We start from the raw sequence: 21835 nt of genomic DNA, 5'->3' as shown, positions 1-21835 counted from the left end.
TTTTTATTTCCAGAGGGTTTGTAATACCGGCTCAAAGACTTGCACCTTGTACTTATCGTGAAGCGATTGAATCCATTCTTTTTCGAGGTAAGTTTGATAATCAGCTGTAATTACACCTTTCGCTTCTTCTAAAGTTTTAGGCATCACAGGAAGGATTTCTTTAATTTCAACGATGAGCAACTGGTTGTTTTTGTTGATGTCAGCACTTAAACCTTTTTTCCAGCCTGCAGCCTCAATGATTTCATTCTCTCCGTGCGCATATTTTCCTTCCCGTGTAGAAATTCCGTTAGGAGTATTTTTGTTAATGGCAGTGATGATGTCTGCTGAAGATTTTTTGCCTTTCAACATTTGTTTACGGAAGTCTGCCGCTACTTTTGCATTCAGACAAGTGTAGATGGCAGCATTGCATCGCTCTCCCCAGAGGTAATTGTTTTTATTGGCAGCATAATAGGCTTCGATGCCGGCTGTATCTTTCACCGCTTTGCTCCAAACCATTTGATCGGTCAGGTCAAACAATAATATTCCATCTCTGTATTCACGCATGAGGTTTCTGAAATCCGGGTAGAGGTTATCTAAGCGCTCTTCTAAGTATCCTATAACCGCTTCTCCGATCCATTGATCAAACATAGAGTAACCTATTGCCTGAGGATTGTTGCCGCTGCGTTTTGTTTGATGTGTACTGACATATTTTGCAAAATCCTGCTGCGTGAAATTGGTAACTGCACCCAATGAATCTGTCAAAGTGAAAATGGTCCTGGTGAATTTATCCGCTTTATTCAGATCCCATTCGCCTTCTGAAAGAGTCGTGTCTAATGTCGCGATGAACTCATCTTTTACTTTAGGAACTTCTTTGAATTTAAACTGCTTTTTAATTTTAGCTATCATGCTTAAACGGCTGGATTCATTTCTGCTGTCTCTGGCTATTAATTGTTTGAGCTCACCTTTCTTCTCCTCAAAGGGAGGAATACCGCGTTTCTCCAGTAAACGGATGATATGATAACCATAGGACGTTTTAACAATACCACTGATATCTCCCTCACTCTTCAGTGCAAATGCTGCTTTCTCAAACTCAGGTACCATACGTCCGGTTCCAAACCAGGGCAGCTCTCCGCCTTTTTTTGCGGAACCTTTATCTTCACTGTAGATGGTTACAGCAGTATCCCATGCCATGCCTCCTTTCAATGCCTTTTCTACTTCTTTGATGCGCATTTCAGCAGCAGCGGAAGCGGAGTCGTTGGCTTCTTTGGGTGTTCTAACCATGATATGTGCTGCACGAATCTCTCCTTGTGCCGCACGACTATCCGTTACTTTTATGATATGATAACCGAAACGGGTTCTGACCGGCATCGAAATAACGCCCGGTTTACTGTTGAATGCTACTGACTCGAAAGGATAAACCATTTGCATTCCTGTAAAATAGCCCAGGTCTCCGGAATTATCTTTTGCAGAGGGATCTTCACTGGAGTCACGTGCAACTTTTCCGAAATCAGCACCTTTGTTAATCATGTCCCGAATTTTCATGAGACGGTTATAGGCAGCAACGGTGTCCTTAGGTAGTGCATCCTGAGCGAGTTTTAAAAGGATATGACTGGCTTTCACGTCTTTTTTAAGTCTTTCATAAGCTTCACGAATCAAATTTTCGCTGACTTCTTTATCGGTGAGATAGGGTTGAGCCAGTTGTTTGCGATAGCCTGCAAGTTCCGATTGGAAGGTACTGCCGGTATCCATTTTCAACGATTCTGCTTCTTTTACCTTCAGCTTGTAGTTGATGTATAATTCCAGATATTCCCGAACGGATTCTTCGGTAAATACAGAGTCACGGTTGTTTTTCTTGAAAACTCTGTCGAATTCGGATTTGAAAATATTTTCTCCGGCAATATTTAGAAGAATAGGATCAACCGAAACACCGGATAATGGTACTGCAGGCTTTGCGGCAACTGACTTCGTGGCTGGAGCCGGCTTTGCTGGTTTAACAGGAGCCTTTGGCTTTACTTGCGAATAAGCAGATGCGGAAACGAGCGCCACAGAGAGAAAGAGGGAATAGAGAATTACTTTTTTCATAGTTAATGTCTGAATTTACAGGGAGGCAAATGTAATAAACTCTGAACCTTATAGGGTCAGTTTACACTCATAATAGAATGAAAAAATCGTGAAATGATGTTCACACTTTTAAGTGAATTTAAACTTAATCCAATACATTTTAATTGATAATCAATGTATTGTAGAGTAAAACGGCATTTGGTAATGCTACTATTCAGCAGGCAATCTTAAACAAACCTGAAAAAAAGAAGAGAGGCAGGTTAATACTACCGCGAATAATTAGGCGCTTCCCGCATCACGGTCACATCGTGTGGATGGCTTTCTCTGATGCCGGAAGAGGTGATCCTGATAAATCTGGCCTCTTGCAAATCTTTGATGGTTTTTGCTCCACAATAGCCCATCGACGCTCTTAATCCACCTACTAATTGATAAACCTCTTCCGAAACAGATCCTTTATAGGGAACTCTTCCCACAATACCTTCAGGAACTAATTTCTTAATATCATCCTCCGCATCCTGAAAATAACGGTCTTTTGAACCTTCCTTCATGGCTTCTATAGACCCCATTCCCCGGTAGACTTTGAATTTTCTTCCTTCATAGATCATGGATTCTCCCGGCGACTCTTCTGTCCCGGCGAAGAGAGAACCAATCATCACTGTACTTGCTCCTGCTGCAATAGCTTTTGCAACATCTCCTGTAAAACGAATACCTCCATCCGCAATCAGAGGGATACCTGTTCCCTTCAAGGCTTTGGCCACTTCATATACTGCCCAAAACTGTGGTACTCCAACTCCGGCAATCACACGCGTGGTACAAATGGAACCCGGACCGATACCCACTTTTATCGCATCAGCTCCGGCTTTAACCAAAGCCTTGGCAGCATCAGCCGTGGCTATATTTCCTACGACAATCTGAATTCCGGGAAATGCTTTTTTAACTTTTTTCAAAGTATCTATCACTCCTTTTGAGTGACCATGTGCGGTATCAATAACAATGGCATCTACACCGGCTTTGACCAGCGCATCCACTCTCTCCAGCGTATCAGCGGTGACACCAACGGCGGCGGCTACCCGTAAACGCCCGAGTTCATCTTTATTGGAATTCGGTCTGGACCTGAATTTAAGAATGTCTTTATAGGTAATCAGACCGATCAGTTTACCGGTCTTGTCTACTACAGGTAGTTTTTCAATTTTATGCTGCTGAAGAATCAATTCTGCTTTTGGAAGACTCGTCACCCCGGTACTGACAATCAGATTTTCCTTCGTCATCACCTGATTGACTTTTTTCTTCATGTCTTTCTCAAAGCGAAGATCGCGGTTCGTAAGTATGCCCTTCAGTTTACCGGCAGCGTTCAGAATGGGAATCCCGCCAATCTTGTTTTCACGCATAATCTTAAGCGCTTCCCCAATGGATGCCTCTTCGGTCATGGTGACCGGATCCTGAATCATACCACTTTCACTTCGCTTAACTTTACGGACTTCCGCTGCCTGGCGTTCAATACTCATGTTTTTATGCAGGACGCCAATTCCGCCTTCCTGCGCCATCGCAATGGCCATAGCAGATTCCGTAACGGTATCCATTGCAGCTGAAATAATGGGTGCCTTTATCGGAATTTTTCTGGTAAAATAGCTGGAAGTGTCTGTTTCCCTTGGCATTACCTCGGAATAAGCCGGGACAAGTAAAACGTCGTCGTAGGTAAGGCCTTCGCCAATAAACTTTTGATCTGATTTCATAGGATGATCGCGGATATTGGCATGCAAAAATAGGATTATTTCGCTATGAAATTTTTCAATTTCATTTATTCATCTTTAAGTTCTTAAAATTTAATCTTTAAATGCAAATAGTAGTTCATTAAAGTCATTTTAAAAAAAGAAGAGCCCTTTCTTTACGAAAAGGCTCTTCTTAAAGGGAGAATTAAATTATTCTATGATCAATTTTACAGATTTTGTCAGACCTTCTGATTGAAGTTCAACAAAGTAAATACCGGATGCATACTGTTCAACATTCATTTCGATCTGGTTCATTCCTACGGTGGAACTGCCTTTTTGAGAATAAATGATGCGTCCGCTAACGTCTGTTAAATTCAACTGATAAGGTGAATTGTCAAACATGTTGAAGCGGAGTAGGGTATTGGAATGTGCAGGATTTGGGAAAACGCTCAAGGCAATAGCTGTACTGTTATCTCCAACACGGATGCAGTTCGCCGGATTTACAACAATACCATTCAGAACCCGAGCAGTGCTATTACCGCAACTATTGGATGTAATCACTGAAATCTGTAAACCAGAGGCTGTTGTTGCTCCATAATTCACAAATATCTCTTTAGTGCCCTGTCCGGAAACCAATGTTACCCCTGTAGGAACCGTCCATTGATAATTACCGGCACCGGCAACAGTATTCACTTCATATTTCACATTGACTTGACCATTGCAGATGCTGATATCTCCAATGATGGGTGATGCTACTCCCGGTGCACCCTTTACAGTGAGACTTCTGGCAGGTCCATCCCCACAGCCATTGTTCCCGGTTACGGTAATTGCTCCACTGGTAAAGTTTGCATCGAAATCAACTAAAATGGAATTGGTGCCTTGACCATCCATGATGGTTGCACCTGCCGGTACAGACCAGGTATAACCGGAGGCCATTGGTAAAAGTGCTACGGAGTAAGCCACCCCGGTAGCGCCGCAGAGGCCATTGGCAAAACCGCTAATTGCGGAAGGAGTTGTTGGCGTATTTAAGAGGGTAGTTCGTGTTCTCACCGGACTGGCACCGCAAACGTTAACTGCACTGCAGGAAATAGTTCCGCCAGCAAATGAATTATCGGCACTCACACTAATAATATTGGTACCGGCACCTGAAGAAATTGTTAATCCCGCAGGTAAATTCCATTGGTAAGAAGAAGCTCTTTGCCACCGGAAACACAGAGTACGTACCTATATCTCCCGGACATAATTTAACCGGTCCGGAAATGGAAGAGGGTCTTACCGGAGCAGTGTAATTGATATCAATGGCAAGTGATGAGGATTGCCCTGCCCCGCAATTATCAACAGGCGATACAGTGATATTTCCTACAATACCATCATGAACTGCAAACGGAGTCCAGGATACAAATATTGAAGTTGTTCCTTGTCCGGATAAAATATTCATATTAGAAGGAACAGACCATGAATAGGAAATGGCACCCGGAACAGCAGCAATACTGAAAGTACCGGAACCGGTTTGCACAGGCATACATTGAGAACCCGGACCGGTTATTGGACCTGCTGCGAGTACGGATCCAATATCAGTAATTCCATCACAGTTATCATCTATGCCATTGCAGATTTCTGTTGCACCCGGATTCACAGCAATATTGTTGTCATCACAGTCTGTATTGTCAGCTACATAACCGGCAGGAGGAAGAGGGTTAGAAGAAATGGTTGTTACAGCAGGATCTCCGTAACCATCCAGGTCATTGTCCAGATAGTACGTGTACGTAATACAGTTCTCGTCAGTCTGTCCGTCACAATTGTCATCAATCAGGTTGTTGCACACTTCAGTAGCACCCGGGTTAATCGCCGCACTTCCATCGTTACAATCCGTATTGTTTGTGACGTAGCCGGCTAATGATCCCTCACAGGAAGTAGTCGAGCTGGAAGGATCACCATAAGTGTCACCATCGGTATCTGCATAGAAAGTAGTAAACAGTAAACCATCATCTACAAGTCCGTTACAGTCATCATCAATACCATTGCATACTTCGGCAGAAGGAATGATATCTGTGACTACAACATCATCTATCACCAATAAAAACTTATCATTTGAATTGTTTCGGAATGCGATATAAATAGTTTGCCCTGCAAAAGCTGCAAGAGACGCGGTTCGTGGTGTCCAGGTTGTGTTTTCAGCACTTATGCTGAACAATACCGTGGAGTTCGCAACCATGTTGCCAATGTTCCCCGTACTACCGTTAGGAGGTCCTCCTGCGGAAGTCATAACTCTGACTTCATACCCGTCCGGAAAGAGCGGATCATAGGTTAATGCATTCCAATTTAAAACTGCATTGGCTGTTATTGGTCCAATAGCTGGTGTCCATGCCCAGTCATCTGCTGAGGAAAGCGGATTATACCAGGAAGTACTGAACATCGCGGAGTCTGCCACGTTATTTGCAAAATCTTCTCTTCTTTCCCATGCATCATTAACATAGGACACCGGAACATCGGGAATATTATTATCAACATTTGCAAGAAGCCATCCGCTCGGGAATGCATAAGTGCCGGGGCCACCTGCAGTGATTCCTGAAATATTATCAAAATTTTCAGAGAAGATAGGAGTAGGAGTACATCCTCCGGGTTGAGCCTGGAGGTGAGTTGCAAGAATTAACAACAGCAGACTGACACAGAAAATCCTGAATCTGTTCAGTGATAGGTAAAACTTCGTGTTCATAGATGGATTGGTTTTATGATTTGTGAAGCAATGTAATAAAAAATTGAAACATGCAAAGCAATTGTAAAGAATTTTAGATGGTTTGTTATTAACAGTATTTATGAAATTTCAATCACTTAAAAATTAGGGTGTTATTATTAAGTTTCGGACATATATAAAAAACGGAGGCCGCCCATCCCTGAGCGGCCTCACCACGCGTTGACCGGAATTTACCGCAACAGAGTCACGGATCCGCTCTTCTCAATCTCCTGACCATTGGTTCCAAAAATTCGAACAGTGTACACGTAGGTACCTTCAGGAGCGATTTTATCATTGTATAACCCATTCCAGCCTTCACCGGGTATACGGGTTTCATAAACTTTTTGTCCCCATCTGTTAAATACAGCAAAGAAGTAATTCTTCGCATCTATGTAGATGAATTCCGGTTTAAAGATAGGGTTTTTTCCTCCGGGTGTGAATGCACTCGGTATAAATAAATGGGGCTCTTGTACCAAACAGAAGATATTAGAACTGCTGGTGTCTGTAAAGCCATAGGTGTTTCCTGCACCTTCATAGGCTTCAATCCTATAGCAGAATCTACCATTGTAATTGGGATACTTGTACAATTCTGTCACATCATCATTGTATTCAAGGATACCATTATTCACTGTAACAATAGGCGTTGGACTCCAGATACCATCTACACTACGGAAGAGAGAATACTTGCTGACATCTCCCAGCCATTCTTCATAAAAATTCCAAACCAACTCGTTGATCAGGTTGAATTCCGGTTTGCCGGATAACAGAATCGTACGTCCTACATTACTGATCAGGACATCATTTCCGCATGAATCAATGGTGATGACTCTGTAGTAATAACTATATTGATCTGTTCTTGCAGAGAAGTCATTGAAGGTGATGATCGGATCACCGGTATAACTAATAGCGCCCACAGTGATAAACGGTCCGTTTTTCTCAAAGGCCCTTTGAAGTTTGTATTTTGATACATCAGGATTATCTGCTGTGTCTACTAAACATTCCACTACAACACGTCTTACATCAACTACAGTTGCTTTTTTCAGATAGCTGAACGTAGGTAAGGTGAGGAGATTGGCGATTTCACAAGCTTTATTGGATGAAGCCGTTCTTGTTACCGTGTTTCCTTGTGCCTGAACAAAATAACAGTATTCAGACCCATTGTTCAATGTCGTATGGCTATAGGTAATATTTGATCCGGGAACAGAAGCAAGGAAACTGAAAGGTGCTCCATTTTCGCTGACATAAATATTATACTGGGCTACACTGTTCACCATATTGATGTAAGGATTCCAGCGAAGATCAATAGCACTTCTGCAAATATCAAGTTTGGCAGTTATGAATAAGGTATTGTGGCTGGTCCCGATATTGCTGATATTTCTGCAACTGTCATAGGCAGCAATACTGTAACGCTGTGATGCGAATTCAGCAGCCGGATTGTTGTGCAGGAAGTAAGAAGCATTAATGCCTACTACACTTCCTATAGAATCCCAGGATGCCCCATTGAACTGATAGATGATATATCCCACTACATCGCCGGAAGGACTAGGCAACCAGCTAACACTTACCTGTGAAGGATTCAATGGATCCAGACTCACTGTATCTAATAGAGAAACAGTTGGACGGGTAATGTCTCGGAATAAGTCTCCATCGGTGGAGGAATTACTGGTACATCCCACCAGATCACCGGTCTCTACACGATAATTAATAATGGCTTCACATACATTGATGGTGTCAAACCACTGATACACCGGTGCTGTAGTCGAGCCGATAACACTCCATGTTCCCAATGGATATTCCTTATAAACGGCATAGTTTTGAGTCGCTGTTGCCAATTCAGGATTATGCAAAGGATTCCATGTAATAACAGCAACACCATTGTTGTTGAACACATCTACTTTGATCGTTTGTAATGTATCTGATCCCGGAGAAATTTCCTGTCCGCAATCAGTTTGAGTGGTCATAAAGTAGAATATCGATGCAGCTTGTGCATTAGCACCTGCATCCGTATATGTTAGTGTGTTATAGTTGGTAATGGTTGTTACAGGCACATAAGGTCCATTTATAGACGAAGATTTGTAAATGGTGTAATTACCAAAGCGCATGCCTGTATCCACCGGAGCTACCCAGGTGAGAATTACATTTCCATTGGTTTGAACCGAAGCACAACGTGGAGAAGGTGGGGCAGGGATCGTGTGATCAACAAAGATCTCACCATCCACATTCGACAAGGAAGTACATCCCTGATTATCTCCTATGCTCACTCTGTAATTGATAGAATCAATACAAAGTACAAGATTTTCCTGCCAACTCGTAGTGTTTACATTCGCCACAACCGACCAACTTCCTGAACCACCCGGATTCTCTTTCTCAATAATATAAGTATTGGTAGAGGTAGGCAATAGCGGATTTGTTACCGGATTCCAATTGAGTGTGGCTGTGGTTGTATTTCCTCCACTCACTACAAGGAAGATGGTGCTGATCGTGTTTCCGTTTTGCGCACCACCTATCGCGGATGGATCCGTCTGTCCGGTACAACCGGATTTCGTCTGCAAATAGTAACTGACTGAACCTGCATTCCCATTGGCTCCCGCATCAAGATAAGCGGTAGTGCTGTTCGTTTCGATGGAGTCAATGAGAACAAAGCCCGCACCGGTATTTCTATAAAGGTTGTACTGGTTGAAATCATCCCATGTGCCGGGAGTTGGATTTACCCAGGTCAATTGAACTTGTCCGTTGGGCAGTACACTGGCACATCTCAATTCAGGATGATCAATAACATTTCCGATGTAGGTGAAGTTATTCGTATCTACATTCGACTCGCTGGTACAACCGGAATTGTCGACAAGTACAACTCTATGTAATAAAGTGGTGTCACAATTATTGATGACTTCGTTGGCGGTTAAACCTAATGTTGAAGTTAATAAGGTTAAACTGTTGCCGGTGAGATAAGATGTTTGTACATCATATCCCGTTGCAGCGGAAGTCGGTAATAAAGGATGCGCATTCCAGTTGATGGTCGCTTGTCCTAATACTCCTGTTGTTGTGACATAAATTGAATTTAGTGTAGCACTGGTTGCTCCATTATCCACTTGTCCGGTACATCCGCTTTGTGAACGCATATAGTAGCTGTAGGATTGCGCATTACCATTGGCAAAGGCATCCGTCCAACTCAACTGATTGAAGTTGCTCACAGAATCATACAACACGAATCCGGCTCCGCTATTTCTGTAAATTTCAAATTCATTGAAGTTAACACTGGAACCGAGTGGTGTTAACCATTCCAACTGAATCTGTCCGTTTGGAAGTACACTTACACATCGCAGGTCAGGATTGTCAACCACATTTCCTAAGTAAGTAAAGGTGTTGGTGTCAATATTTGATTCGCTCGTACAACCGGAGTTGTCAGCTAAAACAATTCTATGCAACAACGTGGTATCGCAATCATTGATGACTTCGTTGGCAGTTAAACCAAGAGTGGAAGTTAGTAAGGTTAAACTGTTTCCGGTGAGATAGGAAGTTTGTACATCATATCCGGTCGCAGCAGAAGTCGGTAATAAAGGATGTGCATTCCAGTTGATGGTCGCTTGTCCTAATATTCCTGTCGTTGTGACATAAATTGAATTTAGTGTAGCACTGGTTGTTCCATTGTCCACTTGGCCTGTACATCCGCTTTGTGTACGCATGTAGTAGCTGTATGATTGCGCATTACCATTGGCAAAGGCATCTGTCCAGCTCACCTGATTGAAATTGCTGACAGAGTCATACAATACGAATCCGGCTCCGCTATTTCTGTAAATTTCAAATTCATTGAAGTTGGCACTCGAACTAATCGGAGTAAGCCATTCCAGTTGAATCTGTCCGTTAGGAAGTACACTCACACAACGCAGATCAGGGTTGTCAACCACATTACCTATATAGGTAAACGTGTTGGTATCCACATTGGATTCGCTCGTACAACCGGAGTTGTCAGCTAAAACAATTCTATGCAACAACGTGGTATCACAATCATTTATGACTTCGTTGGCGGTTAAACCAAGTGTGGAAGTTAATAAGGTTAAACTGTTTCCGGTGAGATAGGAAGTTTGTACATCATATCCTGTCGCAGCAGAGGTAGGTAATAAAGGATGCGCATTCCAGTTAATGGTGGCCTGTCCTAATATTCCTGTCGTTGTAACATAAATCGAATTTAAAGTCGCACTGGTTGTTCCATTGTCCACTTGGCCGGTACATCCGCTTTGTGTACGCATGTAGTAGCTGTAAGATTGCGCATTGCCATTGGCAAAAGCATCTGTCCAGCTTACCTGATTGAAATTGCTGACAGAGTCATACAATACGAATCCGGCTCCGCTATTTCTGTAAATTTCAAATTCATTGAAGTTGGCACTCGAACTAAGTGGAGTAAGCCATTCCAGTTGAATCTGTCCGTTAGGAAGTACACTCACACAACGCAGATCGGGATTGTCGACCACATTTCCTAAGTAAGTAAACGTGTTGGTATCCACATTGGATTCGCTGGTACAACCCGAGTTGTCAGCTAAAACGATTCTATGCAACAACGTGGTATCACAATCATTAATGATTTCGTTGGCGGTTAAACCTAATGTTGAAGTCAATAAGGTTAAACTGTTTCCGGTGAGATAGGATGTTTGTACATCATATCCTGTCGCAGCAGAGGTGGGTAATAAAGGATGGGAATTCCAGTTCATGGTAGCTTGTCCCAGAACACCAGTAGAAGTAAGGTATATGGAGTTTAAGGTTGCACTGGTACTACCATTATCCAACTGACTACTGCAACCGCTTTGGCTGCGGATGTAATAACTGTAGGATTGTGTGTTACCATTGGCAAAGGCATCTGTCCAGCTTACCTGATTGAAATTGCTGACCGAGTCATACAACACGAATCCTGCACCACTATTCCGGAAAATTTCAAACTCATTGAATTCATCACTGGAACCTGTTGGTGTAAGCCATTCCAATTGTATTTGTCCGTTGGGAAGTACACTGACACATCGTAAATCAGGATTATTAACAATATTTCCGGTGAACGTGTAGGTGTTCGAAGCAACGTTTGATCTTGAAATACAACCAAAGTTATCGTCTACGGTTATCTGATGACTGATTAATGTATCACAGTCATTTATTGCCTCCGGATAGACCAATTGAACGGTGTCACCGATTAACTGTAAGGTTCCTGCGGCATTGTAGGTGGAATAAACATTGTATTGTCCGTTAACCGTTGTAGCCGGTAATGGAGCTGATAATGGTAACCAGCTTAAGTTCGCTTGTCCAATAACTCCGGCGGTAGTTAAGAAGATAGAATTTAAAATATTTCCATTAGTGCCATTATCCTGTTGTCCCGTACATCCGCTTTGGGTTACCAGATAATAGGAATAGGATTGCGCATTTCCATTCGCAGTAAGATCCGTAAAGGTGTTAGTTGCATTGTTAGAAACGGAATCCAGTAGTGCGAATCCTGTTCCGTTATCTCTCCAGATTTCGTATTCATTGAAATCTGCGAAAGAAACCGGTCCCGGATTTTCCCAGGTTAATAAAATCGTTCCGTTGGCATTTACACTTACGCAACGCAACGTAGGATTTCCAATGATATTTCCGATATAGGTGAAGATATCATTGTCAGCTGAACTGATGGATGTACAAGGCGCGTTATCGTCCAGCTCTATCCGGTATTCAAATGTAACGTTACAGGTGTTTATCGTATCTCTATAAGTTAGATTAGCAGTAGTTCCAATTTGAACATAGGCTCCGATTCCTGTCGACCTTCTCATGACCCTGTATGGACCAATAGCTGATGCCAGTGAAGGGGTATGCATGGCATTCCAGGTGAGATCAGCGAAACCTAAGGTGGCATTACTTACACTGAGCAGCATGGATGCTAATGTATCGCTGGTTGAACCATCGGTACTGATACCATCGCAACCGGAAAGCGATTTCATATAATAATATTGTACTCCTGCATTGGCATTAGCACCCACATGCAACCAGGTTGTTGTTGCATAATTGGTCACAGAACCCACCAGGACATAAGGTCCGGCAGGTGAAGAGGCATGATAAATCTGGGCAGCTGCAAAGAAATTATTCGGGTCAGCAGGGGCCACCCACGAAATCTGTACATCGCCATTAGCCTGTACAGCTAAACAACGAATGGAAGGATTGTCAATAATGTCCCCACCGGAAGTGAACTGATCCTGATCAACGGATGATTTTGATAAACATGCAGATGCATCACCAATATCAACCCGGTACTGGATCAGGGTATCACATAATACAATAGTATCCCGATAGGCAGTATCGATGGTGTTACCGATTACAGCCCATGCGCCGGGTGGAATTCTTCTGTTTATAATATAGGATCCGGTACTCGTTGCCGGTAAAGGTCTTCGAAGCGGATTCCAGTTTAAATCTGCAAATCCAACTGTACCGTTATTCAATGAAAGTAGCATCGAGGCTAATGTATCACTGGGAGCTGTTGTCGATTCCTGAAGATTAGTAGCATCACAACCTGCCGTTAACGTCAGGTAATAATAATTAATTTGATTATTAGCATTGGCACCCACATGGGTAAATGCGTTTGTCGCGTATACACTAACGTTCCCAATTTTTACATAGGGACCATTGCGGACCAGAGAGTGATAGACACTGTATTGAGAGAAATACTGTGCAGTATCAAGACTTCCAACCCAACATAAAGCAACATCACCGTTGGCGAGAACTTCCGTTGAACGCAACGATGGAGACGTAATATTAGGTATAGCACTTTGAAGCAATGCACCGTCAATATTTGAGCGGGAAACACAGTTGGCTGTGGAAGTATCTACAACATGTATTCTGTAATTAATAGAATCCGCACAAACAAACACCGGATCTAAATAGGTAGTGGAAGTAGTAGAATCAATGAGCACCCAGTTTGCTGAACCTGCAGGTGGTTGTTCGCGCCATATATAATATTTACGGGTACTGGAAGGTGGCAAAGGAGTCATCAATGGAGTCCAGGTCAGCGAAGCATCTAAGCCAACCTGATTCACCTGTAAGAACATGGTGCTGATGGTGTCACTCACACTTCTTGGCTCCAGGTCACATCCGGACCTAATAGTTACATAGTAAGAAACAGGACCTGCATTTCCATTGGCAGTAGCATCAAAATAGGTGATGACTGTATCATAGTTTGTTATTTTGAAGCCTTTCAGACTGTCAAGCAGTGTATAAGGACCTCCTGTTCCGGTGGTAGACCGGTAGACATAAAAAGCCTTAAAGAACTGATTTGTATCTGCTTCTCCGGTATCAATAGGAGGCATAAATGTCAATTGAACATTGCCATTGGCAAGTACATCCGCACATTTCATTCGTGCCGGTTGTACGGGTGGCGGGGCAACTACAACAATGGTTAAAGTGTTGAAATTTACCGCAGGTGAAGGACAAAAGTTGTCGTATACTTTTAATACAAAATTATAGGTACTGGAGAGCGTTACACACCCCAGTTTTTTGGCAGGTGATTGCAATCCGTTATCCAGAAAAATCGCGTTTGGAGGGTAAGCGGGAAGAAGAGATTCGTGATAGGTGGAACAGAATCAATAAGTGGAGGAGTCAACGTTGCACAAGGTGGAAATGGACAACCTGCACTGGCGTTGGTAAAATTTGTTCCGAATTGGGATCCGGTGGCTGATAAACTTAGACTTTGTGGCCCACCACCCGCAGTAGCAGGCAAGGCTTCGAAGTCAAATGCCACTAACGTAATATCAACTGTATCTCCCGCGTAAACCGTATCAATAATGACGTTTAATGGATTTCCCAACAAATCCTGTACATCCGGAGGTGTATTATAAACTATGGATGGTGATGCAGGCGGCTGTGTGATTATACAATTGTTAAGAAGTGCAATTTGGATTTCGCGATAAATTTCAGCGACTTTGATGTTGCATTTATAGGCGGTAACTTTGGTTACTGTTACAAAGGCTCCGGGAGTATAGGAGGTGAAAGTTACAACTCCTGTAAATTGGTTCATCGTTGCCGCAACGTTCAGTGGGTTTTGTGCGGGACCGGGGAGAGGACTGTTAAAAGAATATCCACCGTTGTAAGGATAATTAGTCCCGGGTGGGAAATTTGTTCCATCCAAAGGAATTCCCCAGTCATAGACCAATGAATCTAACTCAATATCAATCGCATTATGATTATATGAAGTTTGATTTCTGGTACAGGTTCCTAACTGTGGTTTTTCAGCAAATTGGGGGGAAGAATCATAACAGGGATTCGTGTTTGTAGCGTTGTAAGGGAACATGATCGCCCTTAAGGTGAACCAACCTTGTCCTGCAGCCAGATTGGTAATGGCGGCATTTCTGCAACAATCCGTGTAGCTGTAGTACCATCCGGTTGCAGGAGGTACCCCTGTAATAAAAATAGGAGCGGATTTGTACACAAACTCCTCTACTGCATTGGCAAACCCCATCGGATTTGCACAGGTAGGACAACCCGGACCGACAGGAGAAATATCAGTTTGTGTAATTAAATTACATAGGATTCCACCTGCATAACCCGGTGCATTTGTTTCGAGGTTGATGGAGTTTGGTCCATTGACTCCATTGCAATCCCGGTAGAGCTTGACAGTGAAAATAAACCGGCCGATGTTGGGTCCCGACTTTACACATTCCCATGTGATTTCACCTCCCATTAGATGGGATGCATGTGTTTTAACACTCCAACCCGTTAATAGGAGAAGCATTAAGAATAAAACTTTTTTCATTTGGATGGATTTTGGATAACGCGTGAGGTCCAAACTTATGAAAGTTTTTTTACATACACAATAGCCTATTGGCCAACGACTATTTCACTTAGGTCAACGGTTTGTAAATATTTTGCTGCACAAAGTTTGATGGCGGACGGATTGATGGCATTTAATTTTTCCAAATATTCATTCAAATAATTGTTATTCAGATTATTAAGTAAGACCATTTTATGCCTGTCTGCCAATTGAAAGGCGCCATCAATGCTCCGTTGAAAGGCTCCGGTCAGGTAGTTTTTAACAAGATTTAGTTCGTCTGTGGATACTTCTTCATTTCTCAGGAGATCAATTTCCTTGTAAATTTCTTTTACCGCGTCTTCCCTGACTTCCGCCCCTACCTCGGTAGAAATATAAAAATAACCGCTTTGTGCATGGCTGACAATCCCCGCTCCAATGCCATAGGTATACCCTTTGTCTTCACGGATATTGGTCATCAGGCGCGATCCAAAATACCCTCCAAGAATAGTACTCATTACGCTAAAGTTGAAATAATCCGGGTGACTCCGGTTAAATAATCTTCTTCCAATTCGTATCGCCGATTGCATGGCATCTTTCTTTTCGATGAATTTTTTTTCCGGGTCAGGAAGTGGAATATTTATCTCCGGCAATGACCCTGATTTGAACCCTGTCTGATCTATTGCTGAAATAATGTTATCGATGGTTTCCGTGCCAGGCCGCCCGGAAAGGAAAATGGCTTTCAATCCTTTCAGATATTTCTCCTGATGATAATTTGATAAAATTCCGGAAGTGATCTGATCATAATGCTGCTCCTCTGTTAATTTTCCATAGGGATGTTTTCCTCCAAATAAGGTATTGAAGAAATTTCTTCTGGCGATGAAATCTACTTTGTTGAGATTGACAGCCAGCTGCTGTTTTCCCTGCTGCCGGTACGTCACAATTTCTTTTTCGGGAAAGAGCGGCGAGGTGATTAGTTCAAGTAAATAGGGCAGGGTCTGATTGGTGAATTTGTTTAATGAGAATAAACTCACACTCGACCAGTCCGGACCGTTTTCCGTTTGAAGATAAGCTCCGAAAAAATCAAGTGCTTCAGCTAAAGCGGCCGAATCATGTTGTGTCGTGCCTTCATCCAATAAATCATTAGTGGCTAAGGCAAGCAATGGCATGTCAGCTGCAATGTTTCCGGCTGCAAATACCAGTTCGATTTTTACGACATCTTGTGTTCCGGCTTCAATAATATAAATGGGAATACCACTTTTTGTAGAGTGCTGACGGGCGGGCTGAATGTTAATTTTTTGTGGAATGCTTACTTGAGGTTCCTGTGTTCTGTTGATCATTTTAGTGGGAAGATTGGTAGCGTAAAATAGAACAATTGTTTGGGGTGAGAATTTTATTAGCTATTGCAATAATATCCTGTGCAGTGACCGCATTGTACCTTTCTGCCTGTCGGTTGCATTCTTCAGCATCTCCGATTAATTCATAATATGCCAGATTCAAGGCCTTATTCTCAATGCCCATTTCACTGAATTCAATGGTGGCTTCCGCCTTGTGTTGTACTTTTTGTAACTCCCGATCTTCAATCCCTTGCTTCACACTTTCAACTACTTCCAGAATTACTTTTTCTGCCTGATCCATGTCGGTACTGTTCAGGAGTTTCCCTTCGATAACCAATAAACTATTATCAAGTTCTCCCGTCATGAACGCGTTGATATCCGTAAAGTAGTTGTTTTGTTTTACCAACTGCTGATATAACCTGGAAGATTTCCCTCTGGAAAGTATATCAGATAACAGATCAGTAGCATAAAATTCCTTGTCATATCTGGAACAGCAATGCCAGGCCATGTAAATTCTCGAATTGGGTACATCTCTCTTTAATTCGAGAATTCTTTTTTCTTTCTGTTCCGGCTCTACCGGTAATTTCCGCTCCGGTATATGTTGCGCAGGAATAGGAGCGAACCATTTTTCACACAGTGTTTTGGCGCTCTTTAAATCGCAGTTTCCGGCAATGCTGAGTATGGCATTATTCGGTGCATACCATTTTTTGAAAAAGGATTTTACATCTTCTAATGTTGCTTCTTCGATATGTGAAATTTCTTTTCCTATAGTCGCCCATTGATACGGGTGAACTTTGTAGGCAAGAGGACGGAGCTGCAACCAGACATCACCGTAAGGTTGATTCAAATAACGTTGTTTGAATTCTTCCACTACCACGGAACGCTGTACTTCCAGACTCTTCTCTGTAAAAGCCAGACTTAACATGCGATCACTTTCCAGCCAGAATCCGGTTTCAAGATTTTGTGCGGGGATGGTGAGATAGTAATTGGTGATGTCGTTGTTGGTAAAAGCGTTGTTTTCTCCTCCGGCTTTTTGAAGGGGCTCGTCAAAATCTTCAATATTAACGGAACCTCCGAACATCAGATGCTCAAACAAATGGGCGAATCCGGTTTTGTCAGGCTGTTCATCACGAGCTCCGACTTTGTACAGAATATTCATCGCTACAAGTGGAGTGGTGTAGTCCTCGTGCACGATTACTGTTAATCCGTTGTCGAGTTTAAATTTTTCGAAAGGTATCATTGTTTATTGTGTTGTTAAATCCATAGTGCAAATACGTTCTCTCTCTCTCAGGAAATCGTTCCATATTTCCTCTACCACTTCTCCCGCCGGTTGAATGCTTTTAAACGAAGAAGAGATCTGTCCAATCTCCAGTTCTCCTTCTTCCAGGTCGCCTTCAAACATACCCTTTTTTGCGCGCGCTCTTCCCAAAATCTCCTTCATTTCTTCCGGAGATGCACATCTTTTTTCTGCAGCCTCTACATCATGGTAGAATTTATTTTTTATTAATCGAACAGGCGTGAGTTGCTTTAACGTAAGTTGTGTTTCTCCTTCTTTTGTGTTGATAACAACTTTTTTGAAGTTATCATGCGCCGATGATTCCGGTGTAGCTACAAACCGTGAACCGATTTGAACGGCTTCTGCTCCTAAAGCCATGGCCGCGAGCATTCCTTTTCCGTTACCAATGCCTCCGGCCGCAATCAAGGGTAGTTCCACTGTTTCGCGAATAAGCGGTATTAAACACATGGTGGTGGTCTCTTCTCTTCCATTATGTCCACCGGCTTCAAATCCTTCCGCAACAATAGCGTCGACACCTGCGGCAGCTGCCTTTAATGCAAATTTAGTGTTGGCAATGACGTGCACCACGGTGATTCCATTTTCTTTTAAGAGGGAAGTCCAGGTGGCCGGATTTCCTGCAGAAGTAAATACAATTTTAACACCCTCTTCGATGATAATTTTAATGTGTTCCTGAATGTCGGGATAAAGCAAGGGCAGGTTGACACCAAATGGTCGGGTGGTGGCTTGCTTGCATTTGCGAATATGCTCCCGCAATACATCCGGATACATGGATCCTGCTCCAATCAATCCCAGACCACCTGCATTACTAACAGCACCGGCTAGCCGCCAACCACTGCACCAGATCATACCGGCCTGAATGATGGGATATTTTATATCAAATAATTTTGTTATCCTATTGTTCATCATGTTATATCTTTTAATCCATCAGGAAAATATCTATCCGGGCTTTCACACGTGCCCCGAATTCACGGAGATGGATTCCCGCAATTTCTTTTTCCTGATATCCGTTTACCACATATCCCCATGCCTCAATTCCTAACCGGTCGGCAAGCCATAAGGTGCGTTCCAGATGTTCTTTTTGTGACAGAACGATGACCGGAGTTGTACCATATACTTTCTTGTAGTTTTCGAGTGTTTGAAAAGTGTCTTCACTTTTGTCTTCGGGATAACATGCTGTATCCGGCACCCCAAGATCATGTAAGGCTGCCATCATTTCCTTTACCTCATGCATCAGGTGATAATCTTCGTAGCCGCTGATTATCAATTTGCTGTGATTGTATTGATGCCATATTGCTGCCGCGGTATCGATGCGTCCTTTAAAGTTCAGGTTGGGTAAGCCTTCCAGATAACCCCGCCCGGCTCCCGGTACAAGTACATGATTTATTTCTTCAAATTTGGATCGGCTCACCATTCGCTTTTCTCCGAACTGCTTCATGTGGTAATAATTGAAGAGAATGATACCGGCGATGAAGAGGGTTATGCTTCCGGTCCTTATCAGAAATTTCATGCGTGGCGAATGTACATGATATCAGGGAGAGAATAAGCAGATACGGGCTTGGTTTTTTCACCACAGTCATTCGCAGCACCTTTCTGCAGGTAATTTGTTGAAATGAATTAACTTTGGCCCAGCATGAAAATTATTATACCGGTTGCCGGAATAGGTTCTAAGCTTCGGCCGCATACGCATACGCAGCCAAAAGCGCTGGTTCCTGTTGCCGGAAAACCTATTTTATCCCATATCGTTGATTATTTAATTTCTGGAGGGTTTAATGAGTTTATTTTTATCATCGGTTATCTGGGTGATAAAATTGAGGATTATATTAAATCAAAGTATCCTAAGTTGAAAGCCTCTTTTGTGGTGCAGGAACCGCGTGAAGGTACCGGTCATGCCGTCTGGCTCGCCAGAGAATTGGTATCTCCTGATGAAGATTTGCTGATTGTTTTGGGAGATACGATTATTGATTTTGATTTGGGGGAACTGGTGAAAATGCCGCACTCTGCTTTGGGTGTCCAGAAAGTGGATGATCCCAGACAGTTTGGAGTTGTGGAAATTGATAAAGAGGGATTTATTACCCGACTGGATGAAAAACCGGTCATACCTAAATCCAATCAGGCCCTGGTGGGTATTTATCGCTTCAATAAAGCCGGGAAACTGATGGAAGCGCTTGATCATATTATCAAGAATAATATCCGTCAGCACGGGGAATTCCATCTTACCTATGGTATTCAAAAGATGATCAGTGATGGTGAAAAAGTCGGGACATTTAAAGTGGGAAGCTGGTTCGACTGTGGCAGTAAATCCAACCTGTTGGAGACAAATGCAGTGTTGTTGAATCGTGAAGCACATGCCTTACAGAAGAAGTTTAATTACCATAATACCATCATTATTCATCCTGTTTCCATCGCAGAGCAATGTGATATCAGTGATTCTATTATCGGTCCCAATGTTTCAATCGGAGAGCATACGATTATTCGTCACTCCATCATTACAAATTCAATTATTGGGGCTTATGCACATCTGGAAACCGCTATTCTTCATCAGAGTATTGTGGGAAGCGATGCCTTTTTAAAGGGGCTCAGTCAAAGTCTGAATATTGGAGATAGTACAGAGATAGATTTTAGTTAAATTATTTAATAGTTGGTTTAAAAAAATATATGTTGGAAAAAGATACAGTGATCTTTAAGTTGATCAATCAGGAATTAAAGCGTCAGCGTCATGGAATCGAATTGATCGCCTCTGAAAATTTTGTTTCAAAGCAGGTGATGCAGGCCATGGGTTCCTGCCTTACGAATAAATATGCAGAAGGCTTGCCGGGAAAGAGATATTATGGCGGCTGTGAAATCGTTGATCAGATTGAGCAACTGGCCATAGATCGCGCGAAGGATCTTTTCGGTGCGGCATGGGCGAATGTTCAACCGCATTCCGGAGCTCAGGCGAATGCAGCAGTGATGTTGGGCGTGTTGAATCCCGGTGATAAGATTATGGGCTTCGACCTTTCTCACGGCGGTCACCTGACTCATGGTTCTCCGGTGAATTTCAGCGGGAAATTGTACAATCCCTGTTTTTACGGGGTGGAGAAAGAAACCGGAACCATTGATTATGATAAAGTAGAAAAAACGGCAAAGAAAGAGAGACCGAAGCTGATGATATGCGGCGCTTCTGCCTATTCGCGCGACTGGGATTATAAGCGCCTTAGAAGTATCGCTGATAGTATTGGTGCCCTTTTATTGGGGGATATCGCACATCCTGCCGGCTTAATTGCCAAAGGAATTCTGAATGACCCGCTTCCACATTGTCATATTATCACAACAACGACGCATAAAACATTGCGTGGCCCCAGAGGGGGAATGATCCTTTTGGGAAAAGATTTTCCGAATCCCATGGGAATAAAAACGCCAAAGGGAGAAGTGCGTATGATGTCTTCGATTTTAGATGGTGCCGTTTTTCCCGGAACGCAGGGTGGACCTCTTGAACATGTCATTGCAGCAAAAGCAGTGGCCTTCGGTGAAGCGCTGAGTGACGATTTCCTTAAGTATACCGTGCAGGTAGTGAAAAATGCCCATGCCATGGCAGAGGCTTTTGTGGAGAGAGATTATAAGATTATTTCCGGAGGAACCGATAACCATCTCATGCTGATCGATCTTAGAAATAAAAATATTTCAGGTAAAGAAGCGGAGAATGTATTGGTCAGAGCCGATATGACCATTAATAAAAACATGGTTCCCTTTGATGATAAAAGTCCCTTTGTAACATCCGGAATGCGACTGGGAACAGCAGCCGTGACTTCCAGAGGGATGAAGGAAGTGCACATGAAGAAAATTGTGGCCATGATTGATAAAGTACTGACCCATCATACGGATGAAAAAGTAGTGATGAAAATGAAGGAGCAGGTAAATGGCTTCATGGAAAAATTCCCACTTTATTAGGTTGATGCAATAGAATCCATAAAATGGCGTTTTGAAAACTTG

General features: G+C 42.8%; 12 protein-coding genes. 2 read left to right on the top strand and 10 right to left on the bottom strand.

Going from position 1 to position 21835, the window contains the following annotated elements; genetic code table 11:
- Positions 1-3 precede the first annotated feature (3 nt).
- The 10 genes from IPJ86_14305 to IPJ86_14260 all read right to left on the bottom strand — a co-directional run bounded on the left by IPJ86_14305 (position 4) and on the right by IPJ86_14260 (position 19373).
- Positions 4-2061, bottom strand: coding sequence for a peptidylprolyl isomerase (locus IPJ86_14305; GenBank protein ID MBK7888398.1), 2058 nt, complete (start codon positions 2059-2061; stop codon positions 4-6).
- Between the two features lie 245 nt (positions 2062-2306).
- On the bottom strand, positions 2307-3773 hold the full coding sequence (gene guaB, locus IPJ86_14300) for an IMP dehydrogenase (GenBank protein MBK7888397.1): 1467 nt from the start codon (positions 3771-3773) through the stop codon (positions 2307-2309).
- Positions 3774-3959: 186 nt separating this feature from the next.
- Positions 3960-4871, bottom strand: coding sequence for a T9SS type A sorting domain-containing protein (locus IPJ86_14295; protein MBK7888396.1), 912 nt, complete (start codon positions 4869-4871; stop codon positions 3960-3962).
- Position 4872: 1 nt separating this feature from the next.
- Entirely contained in the window at positions 4873-6465 is a 1593-nt protein-coding gene (locus IPJ86_14290) for a choice-of-anchor J domain-containing protein (GenBank protein MBK7888395.1), read from the bottom strand.
- 209 nt (positions 6466-6674) lie between these two features.
- Positions 6675-14000 carry a gliding motility-associated C-terminal domain-containing protein gene (locus IPJ86_14285; protein MBK7888394.1) on the bottom strand — a complete coding sequence of 2442 codons (7326 nt, stop codon included), beginning with the start codon at positions 13998-14000 and terminating at the stop codon, positions 6675-6677.
- Positions 13967-15217, bottom strand: a complete 1251-nt coding sequence (locus IPJ86_14280) for a hypothetical protein (protein ID MBK7888393.1) — start codon at positions 15215-15217, stop codon at positions 13967-13969. Before IPJ86_14280 ends, IPJ86_14285 begins: the two co-directional genes overlap by 34 nt.
- Positions 15218-15303: 86 nt before the next feature.
- Entirely contained in the window at positions 15304-16572 is a 1269-nt protein-coding gene (locus IPJ86_14275) for an insulinase family protein (GenBank protein ID MBK7888392.1), read from the bottom strand.
- Position 16573: 1 nt separating this feature from the next.
- A complete protein-coding gene (locus tag IPJ86_14270; GenBank protein MBK7888391.1) occupies positions 16574-17809 on the bottom strand; it encodes an insulinase family protein in 1236 nt (411 codons plus the stop codon).
- A 3-nt stretch (positions 17810-17812) separates the two neighbouring features.
- Positions 17813-18769 carry a nitronate monooxygenase gene (locus IPJ86_14265; GenBank protein MBK7888390.1) on the bottom strand — a complete coding sequence of 319 codons (957 nt, stop codon included), beginning with the start codon at positions 18767-18769 and terminating at the stop codon, positions 17813-17815.
- A 13-nt stretch (positions 18770-18782) separates the two neighbouring features.
- Entirely contained in the window at positions 18783-19373 is a 591-nt protein-coding gene (locus IPJ86_14260) for a YdcF family protein (GenBank protein ID MBK7888389.1), read from the bottom strand.
- A gap of 123 nt (positions 19374-19496) precedes the next feature.
- On the opposite strand from IPJ86_14260, the gene IPJ86_14255 reads away from it, so the two are divergent.
- Both IPJ86_14255 and IPJ86_14250 read left to right on the top strand, forming a co-directional pair.
- Positions 19497-20492, top strand: a complete 996-nt coding sequence (locus tag IPJ86_14255) for an NTP transferase domain-containing protein (protein ID MBK7888388.1) — start codon at positions 19497-19499, stop codon at positions 20490-20492.
- Positions 20493-20521: 29 nt separating this feature from the next.
- The gene (locus IPJ86_14250) at positions 20522-21793 is read left to right on the top strand and encodes a serine hydroxymethyltransferase (protein ID MBK7888387.1); all 1272 of its coding nucleotides are present in this window, start codon (positions 20522-20524) and stop codon (positions 21791-21793) included.
- Positions 21794-21835: the final 42 nt, after the last annotated feature.

It is taken from the genome of Bacteroidota bacterium, assembly GCA_016713925.1.
Lineage (GTDB): Bacteria > Bacteroidota > Bacteroidia > AKYH767-A > OLB10 > JAJTFW01.
This window is presented reverse-complemented; position numbering and strand designations above follow the sequence as displayed.

Coding starts and splice junctions, on each gene's coding strand:
- guaB (MBK7888397.1), bottom strand. CDS start 3,773: ATGAAATCAGATCAAAAGTTTATTGGCGAAGGCCTTACCTACGACGAC.
- IPJ86_14275 (MBK7888392.1), bottom strand. CDS start 16,572: ATGATCAACAGAACACAGGAACCTCAAGTAAGCATTCCACAAAAAATT.
- IPJ86_14250 (MBK7888387.1), top strand. CDS start 20,522: ATGTTGGAAAAAGATACAGTGATCTTTAAGTTGATCAATCAGGAATTA.
- IPJ86_14280 (MBK7888393.1), bottom strand. CDS start 15,217: ATGCTTCTCCTATTAACGGGTTGGAGTGTTAAAACACATGCATCCCAT.
- IPJ86_14260 (MBK7888389.1), bottom strand. CDS start 19,373: ATGAAATTTCTGATAAGGACCGGAAGCATAACCCTCTTCATCGCCGGT.
- IPJ86_14305 (MBK7888398.1), bottom strand. CDS start 2,061: ATGAAAAAAGTAATTCTCTATTCCCTCTTTCTCTCTGTGGCGCTCGTT.
- IPJ86_14270 (MBK7888391.1), bottom strand. CDS start 17,809: ATGATACCTTTCGAAAAATTTAAACTCGACAACGGATTAACAGTAATC.
- IPJ86_14290 (MBK7888395.1), bottom strand. CDS start 6,465: ATGAACACGAAGTTTTACCTATCACTGAACAGATTCAGGATTTTCTGT.
- IPJ86_14255 (MBK7888388.1), top strand. CDS start 19,497: ATGAAAATTATTATACCGGTTGCCGGAATAGGTTCTAAGCTTCGGCCG.
- IPJ86_14265 (MBK7888390.1), bottom strand. CDS start 18,769: ATGAACAATAGGATAACAAAATTATTTGATATAAAATATCCCATCATT.